The sequence below is a fragment of the Microbacterium luteolum genome, from assembly GCF_039533965.1.
GTDB classification, from domain to species: Bacteria; Actinomycetota; Actinomycetes; order Actinomycetales; family Microbacteriaceae; genus Microbacterium; species Microbacterium luteolum.
The window spans coordinates 215,463-234,110 of record NZ_BAAAUN010000002.1 but is presented as its reverse complement, the minus strand read 5'-3'; the positions used below and the strand labels follow the sequence as shown (position 1 = coordinate 234,110).

The window sequence follows — 18,648 nt, the reverse complement described above, 5'->3', positions numbered from 1 at the left end:
CATCTTGTGCCGATGGAGCCGTGACCGGAAGACTCACTCGAGCGCCGTACGGCTCGTCGCAGTCGATTCCAGCGCCACTCCGTCCGGCACGAAGGGCGACAGGAGCGGCGGATGCCACGTCGTCGTCACCGTGACGCGAGCCGAGACACCATCGGGTGTGCCTGCCGCGGCGAGCGCGGCATCTCCGGGGAGCGCGGCCACGAGAGCGGACGCCTGTTCCTGCACCCCGGCATCCGTCAGCTCCGCTCGAACGTCGTCACCGCTCACCTGGAGAGTGAACCCGTCGGCTCCCGCGAGCGCGGCTGAATCGGCGAGCGCGTCCAGCCGCTTCTGGGCGATGTACAGGTCGGTGGCGCACACGCACACGAAGACGACCGTCACCGCCAGGAGCACGTAGCCGAGCGTGAGGAGCAGGACGCTCCCCTCCTCTTCCCCGTGGCGAGCGCGACCGGTGGTCATTCCGCACCCCACAGCCGGGAAACCTTCTGCACAGCCTCTGCCTGTACCGTGACGGAAGCCGCGCGATCCAGGCCGAAGACCGGGGGCACGAGGGGCAGTCGCACCCGAGCGGCGACGGTCACGATGAGCGTGGCCCCGGCTGACGGACAATCGACGCCGGCGGGTGAACACGAGAGCGACACGTCGATCGCTTCCGGGTCGAGGCCGTACTCCTCGATGATCCCCGCGAGTACGGCCTCTCCGTTCTCTGCCGCCGAGGTAGCGTCCGGTGCTATCGCGATCGCGCGGGCTGTGTGGCGCGCGGCCGCTTCCGCACCGAGCGTCTGCTCCTGGATCGTGCCCAGAGCGATCACGAGGTAGACGAGCGGGACGAGCAGGATGACGCCGACGGTGATGAACTCGAGCGCGGCAGACCCTTCGTCATTCGTCGCCCAGGCTCTCCACCGGTGCATGCGCTTCCACCTCCATCGCGTAGGGGACCCCGATGAGACCCACCACCGGGAGCGACGTGCGGATGCGCACATCGATGGTCTCGTGTCCGAGCGCGTCGGAGGTTCCGACGACGACGTCCTCGGCATACGATGCGCCGATCGCTCTGGTGATCACAAACCGCGAGCGCTCCGCGCCCTCTTCCAGGCTCGTGTCGGCAAGCGCGGCGTGATAGGCCCCCTCGACCGCCGCATCGTGCACGACGTTGCGGACGTACACGGCCAACGCGAGCTGCAGCACCGCCAGCGTGAGCACAGTGAGGAGGGTGCCCACCAGCACGAACTCGACCGGGCTCGAACCGCGCTCGTCGTGCAGCACGCGAGGGGCATGCATCTCAGAGACCGGACACCCGCTGGATCGCCTGCTCGAACAGCGCGGTGAGCGCAGGACCCGCGACTGCCCAGATCAGCACGACTAATCCGGCTGTCATCAGCGTGACCAGCACCCAGCCGGGCACGTCTCCGCGCTCGTCCTCCGCGAGGTCACGGGTCCAGCCTCTCGCCTCGCGCCACCAGCGGGTCAGGTGGTCGTGTCGTCGGAGTTCGTGCAAGCGTGTCGTCATGGTCGTCCTTTCGTGGTCGGTCAGCCGATGCCGAGCCGGAGGATGAAGAGTCCCGGGTAGATCGCGAAGAGCACCGACAACGGGAGGATGAGGAACACCAGCGGCAGGAGCATCAGGATCTCCTTGCGCCCCGCCTGCTCGATGAGTGTGCGCTTCGCGTCCTCGCGGGCGTCGCCCGCCTGTGCGTGCAGGACGCCGGCGAGCGGCGCACCGTGCTCGAGCGCGGCGATGACCTGGTCCACGGCGCGCGTGAGCCCAGGGAGCTGCAGGCGGCTCGCCATCTCGCTCAACGCGTCGGCGAGGGGAGAACCCGTTCCCGCCGCGAGAACCACCTGACGCAGCTCTGCGGTTAGCGCCCCCGAGCCGACGGCAGCGACTCGCCGCAGCGCATCGAGGAAGCCCTCTCCGGCCGACAGGCACAGGGCGAGGAACTCGAGGGTCGTGGGCAGCTCGTCCGTGAGCCGAGCGCGGCGGGCCTTCGCTCGCGCGGAGAGCTGCATGTCGTAGCCGACGGCGGCTGTCGCACCGGTGAGGATCGGGATGGCGATGACGGGCACGGACATCCTGCCGGCAAGGGCCAGGGCGATCACGGCGAGGGCTCCTGCACCGATCCCCGCGAGCAGCCAGCCCAGCTGACGGCCGCGGAACGCGACGGGGTCGGTACGTACGCCTGCCTGTGCCAAGCGCTGCCGGAGGATGTCGCCGCCGCCCAGCATCCGCTCGAAGCCCTGCTCAGCGCGCTGCCACAGACTCCGGCCTCCCGCCGGAAGCATCCCCGTGCCGGGAAGCAGCGCACGCGGCATGTCCTCGTCGGCGACGACGTCGCGCACATACGGCGCGATGCGCACGGTGAGCGAAGCGGCCCGCCAGCGGGGAAGCGACGCGAGGATGCACAGCAGTCCCACGGCGAAGGTGCCGCCGATCAGGACCGCGGTCGCGAGAACCGAGGGCGCGCTCATCCGAACCATCTCCGAGGCTCCGGCAGCCTGCCGATCCGGATCATGATCCGGAAGGCGAGGACCGAGACGGCGGCACCGACACAGATCACGATGATGCCCTCCGGCGTGCCGTAGGCCGAGGCACCCTCCGGCCTCATGACCAGGAGGCCGAGCACGACCCACGGTGCGATCGCCCCCAGCACCGCAGCACCACGGATCCAGGACTGACGCGCTTCCACCTCTCCCCGCAGCGCGGCGTCGGCCCGCACCGAGGCCGAGAGCGCCCGCAGCACGGAGATCAACTCGGTGCCACCGACCTGGCGCGCCATGCGCAGCGTCTCCGCGATCCTGTCGCCGATCGGGTCGGCCAGCGACGACTTCAGTCGGTCGAGGCTGGTCTCGAACCGTCCCGTGGCGCGGAGGTCGCGCGCGAACACGATGAACGCAGGACGCAGCATCGCCGGCGAGGATTCGGCCAGGCTCGCCACCGCATCGGGCAGGGAGAGTCCGACGCGGATCGCGGCGATCAGCAGGTCGCAGACATCCGGCCACAGCTGTCGACGCAGGCGGCGCAGCCTCAATCGGCGCCCGCGCAACCACATCACCGGCGCGGCTGCGGCGGCCAGACCGGCGAGGATCGCCAGGGCGGGGATGCCGGTGAGGAGCCACACGGCGGATGCGACGAGCAGGGCTGCCGCGAACATCACGGCGATCAGGATCCGCGGAGCAACGGCATCTGCGCCGGCCTCCTCCAGGAGGCGTGCGAGGCGTCCCTTTTGCACGGCCGGCGTCTCCGGGTCACGCGACGGCCACATCCATGGCGACAGGCACAGCAGGATGCCGGCGGCGAGCAGCGCGCCCATCAGGACGGTCATGACGCGACCCCGCTCCGCTGCACGGCGTCGCGAATCGAAGCACGCGCGGTGTGCGTCTGCGACACCGCGTCGTAGATCGTGCGGGTAACGATCCTTCCCTCGACGACCTCACCGGTCGGAGCGACGATCTCCTGCACGCGCCGCTCGCCGGACGCGTCGCGTGCGCAATGCACGACGAGGTCGACCGCCGCGGCGAGCGCGGGGGCGATGAACGCGCGATCGATGTTGCGTCCGGCGAGCAGTGGGAGGATCGTGAGCTTCTCGAGGGCCTCGGTCGCGGAGTTCGCGTGCACGGTCCCCGCTCCGGGAACGCCCGTGTTGAGCGCGAGGACGAGATCGAGCGCCTCGGCGTCGCGCACCTCGCCGACGACCAGCCGGTCGGGGCGCATGCGCAGTGCCTCTTTCACGAGCCGTCGCAGCGTGATCTCGCCGGTCCCCTCGAGGCTCGCCTGTCTTCCCTGCAGCGCGACGAGATCGGCGCCTTCGACGGCGAGCTCGAAGGTCTCCTCTACCGTGACGATGCGCTGAGAATCCGCGCAGGATGCCAGCAGGGCACCGAGGAGGGTCGTCTTGCCGGCGTGAGTCGCGCCGGACACGATCACGCTCCGCCCGTTCCGCATCGCGTCGCGCAGCAGGGCAGCGATCGCGACCGGCATCGCCCCCTGCGCCGTCAGCGCGTCGAGGGTGCGGTAGCCGGGGAGGAACTTGCGGATGTTCACCGCCCAGGACCCCCGCACGACGTCGGCGATGGCCACGTGCAGACGCGATCCGTCGGGCAGAGAGGCGTCGACGAAGGGCTGGCTGATGTCGACCCGGCGTCCGGTGGGCTGCAGCATCCGCTCCACCAGGTCCCGCACCGTCGCATCGGCGAGCCGCAGTCCCGTGCGCTCCGCCACTCCGCCGCGCGCGACGTGCACGTTGCCGTCGCCGTTCACCCAGATCTCCTCGATGTCGGGATCGTCCAGGAACGGCTGCAGCGGTCCGATCCCACTCACCGCGGCGAGCACGTCGCGCACGCATGCGACCTCGTCGTCGATCAAGGCCTCGCCGCGCGCCAGCGCGTGGTCATCGTGACGTCGCACCTCGGACTGGGCGATGCGCCGAGCCGCATCCGGATCCACCGACGGATCGACCCCTTCGGCCCGCAACCGCGATCGCACGCGTTCGGTGACGAGGGCAGACGGATGACTCACCCCGGCATCATGCCAAGAATCGCGCGGGCGCTTCGGAAGTTATCCACAGAGCGACCGGCGACCCGCATATCGCTCCGCGAAGCGCAAGGGTGCAGACCGCATCGACGCCCGGTGGTGGACTGACCGGAACGTGAGCATCACATCAGTGAAAGGAACCACCATGACCGACTCCTCCCCCGTCCCCGGCCCGCCCGTCCCCTCCGTGCCCGGCGAGCAGCCCACGGGCCCTGGCCCGACCGATCCGGGACAGACCCCTCCCGGGCCCGCCGTGCCCTCCCCGTCGCAGCCGTCACCTGCGTTCCCCGACGAGCCGTCGCCGACGCACCCGAACGAACCGCTGGCCCCGACCCCGCAGGAGCCGCTCGCCCCGCACCCGGAGGAGCCGCTGGCCCCGAACCCCGACGAGCCGCTCATCCCCGGCTCCGGCCCGTTGGCCTGACTCGACGAGGTCGCGGGACGACCGGACCGATCGGCATTAGTCTCGCTGCAAGACGCGTGTGTGGTTGACGCCATGGGAGTGGGCCTGTTGCGGTGAACCGTTCACGGTCGGAGACGAGGTCGACTTCGGCATCCGTTCGCGGGAGTCCGCACTCCTGGTCGACACGCTCGGCACCGAACGGGCATCGTCCGTGGGCGCTCTGGAATCGCACCACGAACACGAGTACGCGGACCGCGTGCGCGGCACGGTCGCCGCGGTGCAGGAGGTGACGCACGAGGTCGTGGAGCGGAAGATCCAGGTCTCGTCGAGGCCGGGACGCGTGCACGAGTCGGTGACGTTCGAGCCCGTTCCCGACACGACGCGACTTCAGACGGTCCCCGGCGTGCGGCTGCCGGTGGACCCGGAGCTCGCGCGGCGCGGTGAGTTCGAAGAGGGCTCGGCCGACCGACCGCGGCGATCCCGGGTCGGCTGGCTCGTCGACGTCGACGAGACGCGCCCCGACGCACGGCCGAACCGGCCCGGAACTGCGGGCTGATCCCCAGAATCTGTGTTTCTCCGATCAGTAGACTGAATGCACCGCGCGGGAGTGGTGAAATTGGCAGACACGCAGGATTTAGGTTCCTGTGCCCTAGGGCGTGTGGGTTCAAGTCCCACCTTCCGCACGACGGCTGCTTCTGCATCCTCACCGTTACACCGCCGACCAATCACGACCGACGGGACTCCCAGTGCTCGAAACCATGCTGCACGCACCCAACGCCCTCATCCCCTGGCTCGACCCCGCGATGATCATCGACAAGGCCGGCGTCTGGGCGCTTCTGGTGGTCTGCTTCATCGTCTTCGCCGAGACCGGTCTGCTGGTGGGCTTCCTGCTGCCCGGCGACACCCTCCTGGTCATCGCAGGTCTGCTCTCGCACCCGGTCGCCGGGTCGGAGCACGGTGTCTTCGGCATCAACGTCTGGGTCGTGGCCCTGCTGATCGGTCTCGCGGCCTTCGTCGGCGGAGAGGTCGGCTACGTGATCGGCCACAAGGGCGGGCCCGCCATCTTCGAGCGCAAGGAATCCGGTCTCTTCAGCAAGAAGAACGTCGAGCGCACCAACGCGTTCTTCGAGCGCTTCGGCGGCATCACCGTGATCCTCGCCCGCTTCGTGCCGATCGTGCGCACGTTCGCGCCGGTCGCTGCCGGTGTCGGTCACATGCCCTGGCGCAAGTACACCCTCTACAACCTCATCGGTGCGATCCTCTGGGGCTTCGGGCTGACGATGTTCGGCTACCTGATCGGATTCATCCCGCCGGTCGCGGTCTTCGTCGAGAACTACATCGACCTGATCCTGCTCGCTGCGGTCGGTGGTACGGCCCTGGTGACGATCTACCACTACTTCTCCGAGCGTCACAAGGCCAAGAAGGCCGCGGCGGCGGGCGGAGACGTCACGACGGATGCCGGAGAGGCCGAAGCACTGAGCCTCGACCCCGAGGTGTTCGATCGGGCTCCCGACCTGGACGGCGACGGCAAGCACTGAGGCCTGCCGGTGCGGTCAGCCGGTCTTCTTCGCCGGCTTCTTCGCCTTCGCCGGCGTCTCGCTCGCGCGCTTCTCCTTGGATCGCGCGACGCTCTCGCGCAGCGCCTCCATGAGGTCGATGACCTCGCCGCACTTGCCCTCGGCCTCCGCTTCGCCGAAGGTGTCGGCGATCTCGAAGCTCTCGCCGGCCTCGATCTTCGCGTCGATGAGGGTGCGCAGCTCCTTCTGGTACTCGTCGACGAAGGCTTCGGGTTCGAAGTCGGCCGAGTAGCTGTCGACCAGGGCGGCCGACATCTCGAGCTCTTTCTTCGAGATCCGCACGTCTTCGTCGAGCGAGGGGAACTCGGCCTCGCGCACCTCGTCGGCCCAGAGCAGCGTCTGCAGCACGAGCACCTTGCCGCGCACACGGAGGGCTGCGAGCCGGGTCTTCTGGCGCAGCGTGAAGCGCACGATCGCGGTGCGGTCGGTCTGCTCGAGCGTCTTGCGCAGCAGGACGTAGGCCTTGGAGGACTTGGAGTCGGGCTCCAGATAGTACGGCTTGTCGAGCGTCAGCAGATCGACCTGATCGGAGGGCACGAACTCGACGACGTCGATCTCGCGGCTCTTCTCCGCCGGCAGCGCGGCGAGATCGTCCTTGGTGAGCACGATCGTCTGCCCCTCCTCGACGTAGGCCTTGTCGATGTCGGCGTAGGCGACCGTCTCACCGCACACCTCGCACGTGCGCTGGTAGCGGATGCGCCCGCCGTCCTTCTCGTGCACCTGATGCAGCGGCACGTCGTGGTCCTCGGTCGCCGAATACACCTTCACCGGCACGTTCACGAGCCCGAACGTCAACGCGCCCTTCCAGATCGTCCTCATTCCCCCAGTGAACACCAGCCACACCCGTCACGGCCAGCCCTTGACGACGGCGGCTGACTACGCTTGCTCCATGGTCGGAGAAGCGCAGGTCGTGCAGGTCGACGGCCGCCGTCTGCGGATCACGAATCTCGACAAAGTCGTCTACCCCGAGACCGGCACCACCAAGGGCGAGGTCATCGCCTACTACTCCGCCATCGCGCCCCTGCTGCTGCCTCTTCTCGACGGCCGCCCGGTCACCCGCAAGCGCTGGGTGGAGGGCGTCGGAACGGCGGATGCTCCGGCCGACGCGTTCTTCACGAAGCAGCTCGAGCCGGGAGCTCCGGAGTGGATCCCGCGGCAGGCGATCCAGCACTCCGACGGCCCGAAGGAGTATCCGCTCGTCGAAGACGTGCCGACCCTGGTGTGGCTCGCGCAGGTCGCCGCGATCGAGCTGCACGTTCCGCAGTGGCGCTTCGCCCCCGATGGCCTCCCCGGACGCCCCGACCGGCTCGTGCTCGACCTCGACCCGGGTCCGGGCGTGGGTCTCGCGCAGTGCGCCGAGGTCGCTCGCATCGCCCGCGGCATCCTCTCCCACATGGGGCTCGACCCGCTGCCCGTCACGAGCGGCAGCAAGGGCATCCACCTGTATGCCGCCCTTCCCGGTGAGCAGACCAGTCACGAGATCTCCGCTGTGGTGAAGGAGCTCGCGCGGCTCATCGAGAACGACCACCCCGACCTCGCCACGAGCGTCATGTCGAAGGCGGTGCGCGGCGGCAAGGTCTTCCTCGACTGGAGCCAGAACAACGGCAAGAAGACGACCATCTCGCCCTACTCACTCCGCGGTCGCGCACAGCCGTGGGTCGCCGCCCCCCGCACCTGGGAGGAGCTCGACGACCCCGACCTGGCACAGCTCGACCTCGACGAGGTGCTCGCCAGGGCCGCAGACGGCATGGACCCGCTGGCGACGTTGCGACCGGAAGACGTGGCATCCTCCGTCCCCGCGGCTGCCGTCGCCGAGGCTCCCGCACCTCCCTCGCACCGCGTCGGCCGCCATCCGCGGATCACCGCGGCACCGGCTTCGGGCACGACCGCCGCCACCGTCGCGCCAATGCTCGCCGAGAACGGCACCCCGGCGCTCGCCCGCGCACTGAGCGACCCGTCCTGGGTCGAAGTCAAGTGGGATGGCATCCGCGCCATGGGCACCTGGACGGACGGACGGATGCTGCTGCACGCGCGCCGCGGCACCGACATCACCGCGCGCTACCCCGAGCTCACCGCGGACGGAGCCCCGTTCCTCCCCGCCTCGGACGCCGTGGTCGACGGCGAGATCGTCGCTTTCGACGCGCACGGGCGCCCGAGCTTCTCGCTGCTGCAGAACCGCATGCACCTGACCCGGCCGCGGGAGATCGAACGGGAGGTGGTGCGCACCCCGATCGTCTACATGCTCTTCGACCTGCTGCGTCTGGACGGGCATGACCTCACGTCGATGCCGCTGCACCAGCGCCGCACCCTGCTGGAGGACCTCGTCGCCGACCTGGATGCGCCCGTCCAGGTGCCTCCGGTCTTCGACGACGTCGATGCCGCCCTCGCGGCGAGTGAGCAGTTCGGGCTCGAGGGCGTCGTCGCGAAGGACCCCGCGTCCCGCTATCGGCCGGGCCTGCGCTCGCCCGCCTGGTTGAAGCTCAAGCACACTCGCATGCAGGAGGCCGTGATCGTCGGCATCCGCCCCGGCAAGGGCGACAGGGAGAGCACGCTCGGCTCGCTGCTGCTCGCGGTGCCCGGCCCTTCGCCTGCCCGTGAGCTGCGCTACGTCGGACGCGTCGGCACGGGCTTCACCGAGCGCATCCTCCGCGATCTGCTCGCCCGCCTCGAACCGCTCCGGGTGCCCTCCGCCCCGCTCGACGGCGTGCCTGCACTCGACGCCTCGGACGCGCTGTGGGTGCGTCCGGAGCTCGTCGGGGAGGTCGAGTTCGCGAACTGGACGCCGGACGGCGTGCTCCGGCACGCGCGCTGGCGAGGCCTGCGGCCCGACAAGACACCGGACGAGATCGTCGTCGAGCCCTGACCGTCAGGCGTGGTGCGGCTCGCAGTCGGACTGCTCGGCCGGCTCGATCTGGAACGTCGAGTGCTCCACGTCGAAATGATCGGCGAGGCAGGCCTGCATCTCCGACAGCAGCTTCGCCGAGCGCCCGTCGGCGAGCAGTGCCGGATCGACGCTGACATGCGCCGAGAAGACGGGCGCGCCGCGAGTGAGCTGCCAGACGTGCACGTCGTGCACACCCGTCACGCCCTCATAGCCGAGCAGGTGCGTGCGGATCTCGCTCACCGCGGTGCCCTTCGGCGCGGATTCGGCCAGCACCGAGAAGACCTCGCGCAGCAGCGCGATCGCCCGAGGGATGATCATCGCTGCGATGAACAGCGAGGCGATGGCATCCGCCGGCATCCATCCCGTTGTCAGGATGATGACCGCCGCGACGATGACCGCCGCCGATCCGATCAGGTCGCCCATCACCTCGAGGTAGGCGCCGCGCACGTTGATGCTCGTGCGCTGCGCGCGGCTCAGAAGCCACATCGAGATCGCGTTGGCGATGAGACCCACGACGGCGACGACGAGCATGAGCCCGCCGGCGACCTCGACCTCGCTCGGATCGATGAGGCGCCCGATGCCCTCGACGGCGACCCAGGCGGCCAGCGCGATGAGGATCACGGCGTTGATCAGCGCGCCGAAGACCTCGGCGCGCTGATAGCCGAACGTGCGACGGTCGTCGGCCGGACGGGCCGCGACGGATGCCGCGATGAGCGCGATCACGAGCGCCGAGGCGTCGGTGAACATGTGGGCCGCGTCAGCCAGCAGGGCGAGGGAACCGGTGAGGATCGCCCCGACGACCTGCACGATCATGACGGTGGCCGTGAGCGACAGCGAGATCGCCAGGAGGCGTCTGCTGCTCGCGGAGCGGATGCCGCCGGCGGCGGGTGCGTGATCGTGCATGCCCCCAGGCTAGACCGGCAGACAGGGCTCAGAGGGCGATTCCGCCTAGTCGGGAAGGGTAACGAGAACCAGTCTCAGCTGTGCGGCCGACTCGGCTCAGAGCTGCGCGAGCAACGGCACCAGCTCGGCGAAGGCACGCGCACGATGCGACTGCGCCTGCTTCTCCTCCGCGGTGAAGTCGCCCACCGTGCGCTCCTCCCCCTCGGGCTGGCCGTCCGGGATGAAGATCGGGTCGTAGCCGAAGCCGCCCCCGCCGGATGCCGCGTGCGCGAGCCGCCCCGGCCAGAGGCCTTCGACGACCTCCTCGCGTCCCTCCGGCGTGACCAGAGCGATCGTCGAGGTGAAGTGCGCCGTGCGATGCGGGTCGGCGACGTCGCGCAGCTGATCCAGGAGGAGCTCCAGATTCGCCGCGGCATCTTTCTTCTGCCCCGCCCAGTAGGCCGAGAACACACCCGGAGAGCCGCCGAGCACATCGACGCAGATCCCCGAGTCATCGGCCAGCGCGGCGAGCCCGGTGTGAGCGGCCGCGGCGCGCGCCTTGATGAGCGCGTTCTCGGCGAACGTCACACCGTCCTCGACGGGCTCGGGGCCGTCGTAGCCGACGATCTCGAGATCCGGACGCGCCTGCGCGACGATCTGCTGGAACTCGGCAACCTTGTGCGGGTTGTGGGTCGCGAGGACGACCTTCATCTCACTCGCCCGCCGCAGCGGCCAGGGCTGTCAGCTGGTGATCCTTCAGATCGGCGCAGCCGGCGAGACCCAGCTCGAGCAGCGCGTCCAGCTCGCGCTTGTCGAAGGGAGCCCCCTCGGCGGTGCCCTGCACCTCGACGAACAGCCCGCGCCCCGTGACGACGACGTTCATGTCGGTCTCGGCTCGGACGTCCTCGACATATGCCAGATCGAGCATCGGCTCTCCGTCGATGATGCCGACCGAGACGGCGGCGACGGAGTCGAGCAGCGGCGTGGAGTTCTTGCCGATGAACTTCTTCGTGCGACCCCACTCGATCGCATCCGCGAGAGCGACGTAGGCGCCCGTGATGGCGGCCGTGCGGGTGCCGCCGTCGGCCTGCAGCACGTCGCAGTCGATGACGATCGTGTTCTCGCCGAGGGCCTTGGTGTCGACGACAGCGCGCAGCGCGCGGCCGATCAGGCGCGAGATCTCGTGCGTGCGTCCGCCGATGCGGCCCTTCACGCTCTCGCGGTCGTTGCGGCTGTTCGTGGCCCGCGGCAGCATCGAGTACTCAGCCGTGACCCATCCCTTGCCCTTGCCGGTCAGCCAGCGCGGGACGCCGTTGGTGAAGGATGCCGTGCACAGCACTTTGGTGCCGCCGAAGCTGATCAGCGCGGATCCCTCCGCATGCGCGCTCCAGCCGCGCTCGATGGTGATCTGGCGGAGCTGGTCGGTGGAGCGGCCGTCGGCGCGGACGATGTCGGTCATGTGCTTCTTTCGGGTAGGGGTTGTCGAGCCGGATCAGCGCGACTCGGAGACGTGCTCGGGAAGATCGATGACGCCGGTCTGCACCAGCTGCACGTCGCGGACCTCGCGGCCCATCAGCCGGTTGGCCAGCGCGGTGAAGTCGTCGGCCGAGGCGCCGGTCGCCTCGTAGACATAGGAAGCCGTCGCATCGGGTGAGGCCAGCAGGTCGCCGCGGACGAGCTGGCGGTAGACGTCGCCCGCCGTCTCGTCGTCGCTGGAGACGAGCGTGACACCCTCCCCCATGACATAGCTGATCGCGCCGCGCAGGAACGGGTAGTGCGTGCAGCCGAGCACGAGCGTGTCGACATCGGCGTCGCGCAGCGGTGCGAGGTACTCTTCGGCGACCGCCAGCACCTCGGGAGTCCCGGTGATCCCGGCCTCGACGAACTCGACGAACCGCGGGCACGCCGCCGTGAACACCTGCAGGCGCTCGTTCACCTCGAGCATGTCCTGGTAGGCCCGGGATCCGATCGTGCCGACCGTGCCGATCACGCCGACCCGGCCGTTGCGCGTCGTCGAGACGGCGCGGCGCACGGCCGGACCGATCACCTCCACGACGGGGATGTCGTAGCGCTCGCGCGCATCGCGGAGCATCGCGGCGGATGCCGTGTTGCAGGCGATCACGAGCATCTTCACACCCTGATCGACGAGCGTGTCGAGCACCTCGAGGGCGTAGCGGCGCACGTCGGCGATGGGCTTCGGACCGTAGGGCGAGTGCGCCGTGTCGCCGATGTACACGAACGATTCACGGGGCAGCTGGGCGCGGATGGCCCTGGCCACCGTGAGCCCGCCGACACCGGAGTCGAAGATTCCGATCGGCGCGTCGTTCATGACTCACCAGCCTACCGGGCCTCACTAAGCTGAGCGCATGACCACGTCGACGGCGCTGCTCACCGATCGCTATGAGCTCACGATGCTCGCGGCCTCGCTCCGGGACGGCACCGCCTTCCGGCCGAGCGTCTTCGAGCTGTTCTCCCGCCGCCTCTCCGGCGGCCGCCGCTTCGGCGTCGTGGCGGGCACCGGCCGCCTCCTCGAGCTGCTCCGCGAGTTCCGCTTCGGCGAGGACGAGCTGCGATTCCTGCGCGACGAGAAGGTCGTGGATGCCGCTTCGCTGAAGTACCTCGAGGACTACCGCTTCACGGGGTCGATCAGCGGCTACCGCGAGGGCGAGCTCTACTTCCCCGGATCGCCGATCCTCACCGTCGAGGGGACGTTCGCCGATGCCGTGATCCTCGAGACGCTCGCCCTGAGCGTCCTCAACCACGACTCCGCCGTCGCGACCGCCGCCGCACGCATGAGCATCGCCGCCGGAGAGCGCCCGCTCGCCGAGATGGGCTCCCGCCGCGCCGCAGAGCGGTCCGCTGTCGCCGCGGCGCGTGCGGCCTACATCGCGGGCTTCCGCGCGACCAGCAACCTGGAGGCCGGCCGCAGCTGGGGCATCCCCACCATGGGCACGGCCGCGCACTCCTGGACTCTGCTGCACGACTCCGAGGAAGACGCCTTCCGCGCGCAGGTCGAGAGCATGGGTGTGGGAACGACGCTCCTCGTCGACACCTACGACATCCGCGCCGGGGTCGAGACCGCGATCCGCATCGCGGGAACCGAACTGGGCGGCGTGCGCATCGACTCCGGCGACCTGCCGATCGTCGCCGGCGAGGTGCGCGCACAGCTCGATGAGCTCGGCGCCACCAGTACGCGCATCACGGTGACCAGCGACCTCGACGAGTACGCGATCGCGGCTCTCGCGGCATCCCCTGTCGACGCCTACGGCGTGGGGACGTCTGTCGTGACGGGTTCCGGCTACCCGACGGCGAGCATGGTCTACAAGCTCGTGGCCCGGCAGGATGCCACCGGCGCCTGGATCGGCGTCGCGAAGGCCTCCGCCGACAAGGCCTCCTACGGTGGACGCAAGGCGGCGTTCCGCACACTCGCCGACGGCGTCGCCGCCGCCGAGACCGTCGTGGTCTCGGACGGGTTCGAAGAGCTGGACACGCCCGCCGAGCATGCGGACGGACGACCGCTGCAGGTGACTTTCGTCGAGGCGGGCGACATCGACACGGCGCATGAAGGCACGGCCGGCACGGCATCCGCTCGCGCGCATCATCTGCGCGTGCGCGAGGAGCTCCCTGTGCGGGCTCTCGCCCTCAGCAAGTCGGACCCGGCGATCCCGACGGTCTACGTCGAAGCGAGCTGAGGTCGGTCAGCCGACCATCGACTCGTAGATCTCCTTGCATGTGGGGCAGATGGGGAACTTCTCCGGGTCGCGACCCGGAGTCCACTTCTTGCCGCACAAAGCGCGCACCGGCTTGCCGGTGATCGCCGACTCGAGGATCTTGTCCTTCTTCACATAATGCGAGAAGCGCTCATGGTCGCCCGGTTCGAGGTTCTCCTCGCGGAGGAGCTCTTCCAGTTCGCGATCAAGCGTTGCCACGCCGCCCTGATCGGGGCTGTCCAGCGGAGTACTCATCCCGTGAGTCTAGCCGCGTCGGGTCGCCTGCGGGCGGTCGTCACGCGGTCTCGACGAACTCCATCAGGCGCTCCCCGCTGCGCTCGAAGATGCGTCCGCCGATGACGGCGCCGAGCCAGAGGACGACGAGACCCGACAGCAGTCCGACCCAGAATGCGGCCGGCGCGTAGGACGAGCCGTCGATGATCGTCAGAGCGAACAGCCATCCCGTCGGCAGGCTCAGCACGAGCGCTCCGAGGAATGCGGCGGCGGGACCGTAGATCCCGCGCGACGTCGGTCGCTGCGGCTGCTGGAACGGACTGTCGCCCGGTCGCGACACCGCATACGGCGCCACGACGGAGACGATGCTCGAGATGCCGAGGGCGGAGAACAGCAGGCTGGCGGCGAGGCCGGTCAGCGGCAGCAGCAGGCGCCAGTCGCCGATCAGCAGCAGCGTGAGCGGGACGGCGATCGCGAGAACGGGGATCGCCACCAGCAGCACGGGAACGAGCCGGCCGAGACGATCGGGAAGACCGCGGATGCCGCTCGCGACGTGCGTCCACAGCGCGGTGGAGTCGTAAGCGACGTCGTTGTGCGGCAGCCACCCGAAGAACAGCGCCATGACCGGCACGGGGACGAGGGCGGCGATCTCGAGCGGGACGCCGGCGACGATCAGAGGAAGGACCGTCAGCACTCCCGCCACAGGCACCACGATGGTGTTCATGATGTACCGGCGGTCGCGCAGCCAGTACACGAGGCTCCGTGAGGCGATGGCGCCGAAGGCGTTGGAAGGCAGCAGGCCGAACCAGCCGAGACCGGTCCGCTCGCGGGAGGCGACGGGGCGTTCGGTGGTCGTCAGGAGACGGCGCACGAGCCAGGCCCACAGCACCCAGAGCAGGATCGCCGTGACCACGGCGACGATCCCGCTGATCCAGGCCATCGCCGTGGCGTCAGCGGCGACCGCGAAGAGGAATCCGGGTGACGCGGCGAGAGGTGTGAAGCCGACGCTCGTGGTCAGTGCCGCCAGAGATGCCGGAACGTGCCCGTCCCAGCGCATCGAGGCGAAGAAGACCGCCACGGGGAAGGCGATCACGATGAGCGCCAGGGCGAAGAGCGCTGTCAGCTCCCGAGAACGGCGCTCCGGCAGCAGCAGCGCGTTGACGGCCATGCCGACGCGAGCCGTGAGAACCGTCGTCACCACACCGACGATCGTCATGAGCACGGCCAGCGGCCACGGGGCGCCCAGACCGATGGCGACGACGCAGACGCTGATGTACACGGCGAGCAGCGCGAGGCTCGGCACGCTGATGAAGGCCGCCAACGTGAGCACCCAGGGCATCCGTCGCTCGTCGACGCCGAAGACGGCGAATCGACGCGGGTCGAGCTGGTCGACGGCGCCGACCAGGATCGGTCCGACGAGGAAGCCGAGGAGGAGGGCTGCTCCACCCAGCACGGTGACGGCACGGGCGACCGGCACCGGGGCGTCGGCGAGGCTGAAGACCGCGAGGCAGACGGCCACGGTGACCGCGACGATCGCGAGGAACGTGACGATCGTCCGAACCCGGCGTTCGCCGCGCAGCGATCCGATCAGCAGCGCGAATCTCAGTCGGAGAACGTGTGCAGCCACTCGAGCCCCTCCACCTCACCGCTGGATCCTGCGAGCTCGACGAAACGGGCCTCGAGCGTCTGGCCGGCCCTGACCTCATCGATCGTGCCCTCCGCGAGCACCTCACCGCCGACGACGATGGCGACACGGGAGCACACGCGTTCGACCAGATCCATCCCGTGGCTGGAGAGGATCACGGTGCCGCCGTGGGACACGTACGCGCGGAGGATGTCGAGGATGACCGCGGAGGAGACCGGATCGACCGATTCGAACGGCTCGTCGAGCACCAGGACGCGGGGTGAGTGGATCATGGCGCCGGCGAGCATGATCTTCTTGGTCATACCGGCCGAGTAGTCCGAGACGACGCGGCTGAGCGCATCGCCGAGGTCGAAGGCGCGCGCGAGGTCGGCGGCACGCTTCTCGATCACGTCGGCCGCCAGGCCGCGCAGCAGGCCGTAGTAGTAGAGGAGCTGACGGCCCGTGAGCCGGTCGAACGTGCGGAGCCGGTCCGGCAGGACGCCCATCACCCGCTTCGCCGCGAGGGGCTCCTTGGCCTGATCGATGCCGCAGATCACCACCGTGCCCGCATCCGGACGCAGAAGACCGGCGACGATCGAGAGGGTCGTGGTCTTTCCCGCACCGTTCGGACCCACGATCCCGTAGAAGGAGCCGGCGGGAACCGTGAGGTCGATCCCGGCGACCGCGTGGTTGTCGCCGAACTGCTTGACGAGACCTCGGATGCTGATCGCGACGGTCGCCGCGGCTTCGCCGAAGTCGCGGCCGGAGCGGGATGCCGCGTCATCGGACTCGGCGTCCGCCCCCGAGGCGGCCTCGGCCGGAGTCTCGACGATGACCTCCTCCGCAGCGGGAGGGTCGGCGATCGCCTCTTCCAGCGTCGCCTCCTCAGCGGACGCCTCCTCGACGACGAGCTCCTCGACGATCGGCTCGGCAGCAGGTTCCTCGACAGCAGGTTCTTCGACAGCAGGCTCTTCGACCTGAGGTTCTTCGACAACGGGCTCCGCAGCAGCGGGTTCCAGGACGATCTGCTCCTCCGACGACGGCAGTTCGGCCTCGGGAGCGGGAGCGGAGGTCGCCTCGTCGACGGCCGGGGCTCCCTCGATCACGGGGAGCACGGATACCTCGAGGCTCTCCGCCGCAGCTTTCTCCTCGGCGGCCTTCTCCGCGGCCGCCGCCTTCGCGGCAGCCGCCTTGGTTGCGGCAGCCTTCGCGGCAGCCGTCTTCGCGGAGGCCGAGCGCGCCGACGCGGTGCGGGCCGTCGTCTTCGCTGCTGCGGACTTCGCCGCGGCGGACTTCGCTGCGGCGGTCCTGGCCGCCGACGTCTTCGCGGTGGCCTGCTTGGCGTTCGGAGCCTTCGCTGCCGACGTCTTGGCTGCCGGCGCCTTCGCAGCCGCGGGCCGTGCGGTGGCTCGCGCCGCCGAGGTCGCGGGCTTGGCGGTCTTGGCCGACGCGGCCCTGGCGGCGGTGTTCTTCGCCGCTGCCGCGCGCGCGGCCGTGCTGGTGCGCGCCGCCGAGACGCCCTGCGCCGGGGCATCGATCACCATCTTGACGGCGGGCTCGATCACGACCTCGCCGGTCGGTGCTGCCGTCTCCGCAGAGGCCTTCGCCGTCGTCCGCGGCGCCGGCTTCTTCGCCGGAGCGCGCTTGACCGGCGGCTTCTTGCCGGCCGTCGTGCGTCCAGCGGAGCCCGGCTTCGATGCCGGCGTACGCGCCGGAGATGCCTTGGGCGGCGGGGTCTGGGAATCGTCCACCTGGTCGGTGCGGTCGTCAGGGGAAGAAGTCACCGTCCTACGGTATCAATGGGTTGCCCCCAACCGAGGGCGCGGCGAAACAATCCGCGCTCGGATCTCGCAGATTCCGCGCATATCCCGCCCCGTCGTCTAGCCTGTGTATTGCGTGTGTACTCGGTCACGAAATGACAACGGGGGCATCGATCCCCGGGCCTTCCCAGGCGGAATCGATACCATGAACGCGGCACGATGAGGTGTCTGGTCGGTGAACCGGCCGTGAACACAACTTCCCTTTAGGAGCACTCGTGACTCTTCAAACCGTCATTCTCGCCGCAGGCATGGGCTCACGCCTGGGCCGCGCGCTGCCGAAGCCGCTGACCGAGCTGAGCGACGGCCGCACGATCATGCGCCAGCAGCACGACAACATCCGGGCCGCCTTCGGCTCCGACGCACGCATCACCGCGGTCGTCGGATACCGCGCCGAGACGATCATCGAGGCGTTCCCGACCGTCAACTACGTCCACAACGAGCGCTACGACGAGACCAACACCTCGAAGAGCCTGCTCCGCGCCCTGGCCGCGACCGGCAAGAACGGCGTGCTGTGGATGAACGGCGACGTGGTCTTCGACCCGATGATCCTCGGCCGTGCGGCCGCGTACATCGAGCGCGACCAGTCGTTCGTCACGGTCAACACCTCCAAGGTCAGCGACGAAGAGGTCAAGTACACCGTCACCGCGGAGGGCTTCATCAACGAGCTCTCCAAGACCGTCAAGGGCGGCCTCGGCGAGGCCGTCGGCATCAACTACATCTCCTCGGCGAACAAGAAGGCGTTCATGCGCCAGCTGCAGCGCGTCGAGGACCAGGACTACTTCGAGCGCGGTCTCGAGCTCTCGATCGCCGAAGACGGCCTGCTGCTCGAGCCGATGGATGTCTCCGACCTCTACGCGGTCGAGGTCGACTTCGCCGAAGACCTCGAGCGGGCGAACCTGTTCGTCTGATCCCTCTTCCACGAAAGCCCGGCCCCGTCAAGGGTGCCGGGCTTTCGGCGTTTTCGCGGACTGACTTCGTAGGAT

The 18,648-nt window shown here is 69.4% G+C and carries 21 protein-coding genes and 1 tRNA gene; 7 read left to right on the top strand and 15 right to left on the bottom strand.

Annotated features, from left to right (window positions below):
* Positions 1–33: 33 nt before the first annotated feature.
* The 7 genes from ABD648_RS19940 to ABD648_RS19910 are packed head-to-tail and all read right to left on the bottom strand — an operon-like array spanning position 34 to position 4,516.
* The gene (locus ABD648_RS19940) at positions 34–459 is read right to left on the bottom strand and encodes a pilus assembly protein TadG-related protein (protein ID WP_282216664.1); all 426 of its coding nucleotides are present in this window, start codon (positions 457–459) and stop codon (positions 34–36) included.
* Positions 456–911 (bottom strand): TadE family protein, encoded by a 456-nt coding sequence (locus ABD648_RS19935; RefSeq protein ID WP_282216663.1) that lies wholly within the window; start codon positions 909–911, stop codon positions 456–458. The genes ABD648_RS19940 and ABD648_RS19935 overlap by 4 nt, the downstream gene beginning before the upstream one ends.
* Entirely contained in the window at positions 880–1,281 is a 402-nt protein-coding gene (locus ABD648_RS19930; RefSeq protein WP_282216662.1) for a TadE/TadG family type IV pilus assembly protein, read from the bottom strand. Before ABD648_RS19930 ends, ABD648_RS19935 begins: the two co-directional genes overlap by 32 nt.
* Position 1,282: 1 nt before the next feature.
* Positions 1,283–1,510 carry a hypothetical protein gene (locus ABD648_RS19925; RefSeq protein ID WP_282216661.1) on the bottom strand — a complete coding sequence of 76 codons (228 nt, stop codon included), beginning with the start codon at positions 1,508–1,510 and terminating at the stop codon, positions 1,283–1,285.
* Between the two features lie 20 nt (positions 1,511–1,530).
* On the bottom strand, positions 1,531–2,469 hold the full coding sequence (locus ABD648_RS19920) for a type II secretion system F family protein (RefSeq protein WP_282216660.1): 939 nt from the start codon (positions 2,467–2,469) through the stop codon (positions 1,531–1,533).
* Entirely contained in the window at positions 2,466–3,323 is an 858-nt protein-coding gene (locus tag ABD648_RS19915) for a type II secretion system F family protein (RefSeq protein ID WP_282216659.1), read from the bottom strand. The genes ABD648_RS19920 and ABD648_RS19915 overlap by 4 nt, the downstream gene beginning before the upstream one ends.
* Positions 3,320–4,516 (bottom strand): TadA family conjugal transfer-associated ATPase, encoded by a 1,197-nt coding sequence (locus ABD648_RS19910; protein ID WP_282216658.1) that lies wholly within the window; start codon positions 4,514–4,516, stop codon positions 3,320–3,322. The genes ABD648_RS19915 and ABD648_RS19910 overlap by 4 nt, the downstream gene beginning before the upstream one ends.
* Positions 4,517–4,676: 160 nt before the next feature.
* Between ABD648_RS19910 and ABD648_RS19905 the strand changes: the two genes are divergently transcribed.
* The 4 genes from ABD648_RS19905 to ABD648_RS19890 all read left to right on the top strand — a co-directional run bounded on the left by ABD648_RS19905 (position 4,677) and on the right by ABD648_RS19890 (position 6,472).
* Positions 4,677–4,955, top strand: a complete 279-nt coding sequence (locus ABD648_RS19905) for a hypothetical protein (RefSeq protein ID WP_282216657.1) — start codon at positions 4,677–4,679, stop codon at positions 4,953–4,955.
* 64 nt (positions 4,956–5,019) lie between these two features.
* A complete protein-coding gene (locus ABD648_RS19900) occupies positions 5,020–5,490 on the top strand; it encodes a DUF6578 domain-containing protein (protein WP_282216656.1) in 471 nt (156 codons plus the stop codon).
* Between the two features lie 45 nt (positions 5,491–5,535).
* Positions 5,536–5,617, top strand: a tRNA-Leu gene (locus ABD648_RS19895).
* A 75-nt stretch (positions 5,618–5,692) separates the two neighbouring features.
* Positions 5,693–6,472: a DedA family protein gene (locus ABD648_RS19890; protein WP_282216655.1), complete on the top strand. Its 780-nt coding sequence runs from the start codon at positions 5,693–5,695 to the stop codon at positions 6,470–6,472.
* Positions 6,473–6,487: 15 nt separating this feature from the next.
* Here ABD648_RS19890 and ku read toward each other — a convergent pair whose 3' ends face one another.
* The gene (ku, locus tag ABD648_RS19885) at positions 6,488–7,330 is read right to left on the bottom strand and encodes a non-homologous end joining protein Ku (RefSeq protein WP_282216654.1); all 843 of its coding nucleotides are present in this window, start codon (positions 7,328–7,330) and stop codon (positions 6,488–6,490) included.
* A 70-nt stretch (positions 7,331–7,400) separates the two neighbouring features.
* Between ku and ligD the strand changes: the two genes are divergently transcribed.
* A complete protein-coding gene (ligD, locus tag ABD648_RS19880; protein WP_282216653.1) occupies positions 7,401–9,374 on the top strand; it encodes a non-homologous end-joining DNA ligase in 1,974 nt (657 codons plus the stop codon).
* Between the two features lie 3 nt (positions 9,375–9,377).
* On the opposite strand, the gene ABD648_RS19875 is transcribed toward ligD, so the two are convergent.
* From ABD648_RS19875 to murI, 4 genes are all read right to left on the bottom strand, one after another.
* Positions 9,378–10,298 carry a cation diffusion facilitator family transporter gene (locus ABD648_RS19875; RefSeq protein ID WP_282216652.1) on the bottom strand — a complete coding sequence of 307 codons (921 nt, stop codon included), beginning with the start codon at positions 10,296–10,298 and terminating at the stop codon, positions 9,378–9,380.
* A gap of 96 nt (positions 10,299–10,394) precedes the next feature.
* Positions 10,395–10,988, bottom strand: coding sequence for an RdgB/HAM1 family non-canonical purine NTP pyrophosphatase (gene rdgB, locus ABD648_RS19870; RefSeq protein WP_282216651.1), 594 nt, complete (start codon positions 10,986–10,988; stop codon positions 10,395–10,397).
* A gap of 1 nt (position 10,989) precedes the next feature.
* Positions 10,990–11,736, bottom strand: a complete 747-nt coding sequence (rph, locus tag ABD648_RS19865) for a ribonuclease PH (RefSeq protein ID WP_282216650.1) — start codon at positions 11,734–11,736, stop codon at positions 10,990–10,992.
* 33 nt (positions 11,737–11,769) lie between these two features.
* Positions 11,770–12,606 (bottom strand): glutamate racemase, encoded by an 837-nt coding sequence (gene murI / locus ABD648_RS19860; RefSeq protein WP_282216649.1) that lies wholly within the window; start codon positions 12,604–12,606, stop codon positions 11,770–11,772.
* Between the two features lie 37 nt (positions 12,607–12,643).
* Between murI and ABD648_RS19855 the strand changes: the two genes are divergently transcribed.
* Entirely contained in the window at positions 12,644–13,969 is a 1,326-nt protein-coding gene (locus ABD648_RS19855; RefSeq protein ID WP_282216648.1) for a nicotinate phosphoribosyltransferase, read from the top strand.
* Between the two features lie 6 nt (positions 13,970–13,975).
* On the opposite strand, the gene ABD648_RS19850 is transcribed toward ABD648_RS19855, so the two are convergent.
* Genes ABD648_RS19850 through ABD648_RS19840 form a run of 3 tightly spaced genes read right to left on the bottom strand, consistent with a single transcriptional unit; the run spans position 13,976 to position 17,629 of the window.
* Positions 13,976–14,242: a DUF3039 domain-containing protein gene (locus ABD648_RS19850; RefSeq protein ID WP_028503536.1), complete on the bottom strand. Its 267-nt coding sequence runs from the start codon at positions 14,240–14,242 to the stop codon at positions 13,976–13,978.
* 40 nt (positions 14,243–14,282) lie between these two features.
* Positions 14,283–15,848 carry a hypothetical protein gene (locus ABD648_RS19845; RefSeq protein ID WP_282216647.1) on the bottom strand — a complete coding sequence of 522 codons (1,566 nt, stop codon included), beginning with the start codon at positions 15,846–15,848 and terminating at the stop codon, positions 14,283–14,285.
* Complete coding sequence (locus ABD648_RS19840; RefSeq protein WP_344709944.1) at positions 15,824–17,629, bottom strand: ABC transporter ATP-binding protein; 1,806 nt, start codon at positions 17,627–17,629, stop codon at positions 15,824–15,826. Before ABD648_RS19840 ends, ABD648_RS19845 begins: the two co-directional genes overlap by 25 nt.
* A 251-nt stretch (positions 17,630–17,880) precedes the next feature.
* Here ABD648_RS19840 and ABD648_RS19835 point away from each other — a divergent pair, with 251 nt between their 5' ends.
* The gene (locus ABD648_RS19835) at positions 17,881–18,573 is read left to right on the top strand and encodes a phosphocholine cytidylyltransferase family protein (protein WP_282216646.1); all 693 of its coding nucleotides are present in this window, start codon (positions 17,881–17,883) and stop codon (positions 18,571–18,573) included.
* The last annotated feature ends 75 nt before the right edge of the window (positions 18,574–18,648 follow it).